The following is a 1154-nucleotide window of genomic DNA, read 5'->3' on the forward strand; positions in this document are numbered from 1 at the left end:
TACTTACTACTAACGTGACCGGAGTCTGGGACTCTTTTTACGTGGGGATAGTGAGACAGAATTCACGCTTGAAAGACGGCTTTCCTCTCACTTTGTTGGTTGTTATACCTCCATTCCACTCAACTTTCTACATCGCACAAATCTAGGTTTGCCGCCTCTCTTTCCTGCCTTGTCGGGAATTAACCAGCGTTTCCAAGCCTTATCCAACCGCATTAGATTCTGCTGTTGGCAATCAGCGTAGATGTCTTTGTATTCAGGGAATAACCGTTTAGTTTCTTTGAGGTCAGCCGCTTGTGAATAATAATCTACTTTCTCAGGAATATCCCCAATCGGTTCTGAAATCAGGCTACAACGGTCGATTTGACATCTGGTGCGACGCAACCAATCCAGTCTTTCACCCAAGGCATGGTTCCAATGCCGACGCAACAATTCACCCCAGTGGCTCAAGGTCGCCACCTGCTCGGGACTTGGTTGCAATCGATACTGGTAAGTTAATAACATGATATTATTGTACAGTTAATAACTGTACAAGTCAAGATGAATAAGCTTACCATTAGACTTCCTGATGAAGAATTACAAATACTAAAGCAATATGCCGAACAAACGAGCCGAACGCAGACAGAAATACTGCGAAGTTATATCAGGACTCTCAAGAGTCGGGTTAAACCTACTAACCCAGCTTAATTGGCGATTCGTGAGGTAGGCGATTCTGGAGGAGACCTCCAGAATTTCAGCCTATCGTCGCCCACCCCGCTTCCTCTTTGAGCGGGGGTCAAAATTGGTCGGGGGTGGGACTCCTCACCGCCCTCCTATCCCCCTCACCGCTAACCGCTACGCGGTTAGCGCGGGAGTACCCCGGAGGTTTAGATGGGAAGAGCAAGCGAAAGCTCGTGTCGGATGCGATCGCCACTGCCTGCTTCAAGACCGAACTTCCGGCTAGAAACTGTGTGAGGAGTAATGGCTGCCAAAGACCTATTCCATAATGCGGTAAGACAGGCACTCTTGAAGCAGCAGTCAGCAACCCCGCACGCTTCGTGACGGGGCAAGAGGCGTAAGCCAAAAAGCCCAAGCTGACCAGACTATTCGTTAGAGGCAAGAGTTAAAGACCTACTTCAGGATGCTTGCTAGTCCTGAACTCTAGAACCAGATGATTA

Annotated in this window: 2 protein-coding genes and 1 pseudogene; 1 reads left to right on the forward strand and 2 read right to left on the reverse strand. The window is 48.4% G+C overall.

The window, feature by feature from the left end; translation table 11 throughout:
• Positions 1-138 precede the first annotated feature (138 nt).
• A pseudogene (locus ACE1CM_RS16195) lies at positions 139-501 on the reverse strand (helix-turn-helix domain-containing protein); the annotation flags it as partial.
• Between the two features lie 36 nt (positions 502-537).
• Between ACE1CM_RS16195 and ACE1CM_RS16200 the strand changes: the two are divergent.
• Positions 538-684 (forward strand): ribbon-helix-helix protein, CopG family, encoded by a 147-nt coding sequence (locus ACE1CM_RS16200; protein ID WP_374878544.1) that lies wholly within the window; start codon positions 538-540, stop codon positions 682-684.
• Between the two features lie 88 nt (positions 685-772).
• On the opposite strand, the gene ACE1CM_RS16205 is transcribed toward ACE1CM_RS16200, so the two are convergent.
• Complete coding sequence (locus ACE1CM_RS16205; RefSeq protein ID WP_374878545.1) at positions 773-1096, reverse strand: hypothetical protein; 324 nt, start codon at positions 1094-1096, stop codon at positions 773-775.
• Positions 1097-1154 lie beyond the last annotated feature (58 nt).

The sequence above is a fragment of the Microseira sp. BLCC-F43 genome (assembly GCF_041929235.1).
Classification (GTDB): Bacteria; Cyanobacteriota; Cyanobacteriia; order Cyanobacteriales; family Aerosakkonemataceae; genus Microseira.

Bases quoted from the DNA above. Each gene is read 5' to 3' on its own strand.
- ACE1CM_RS16200 (WP_374878544.1), top strand. From the start codon at position 538: ATGAATAAGCTTACCATTAGACTTCCTGATGAAGAATTACAAATACTA.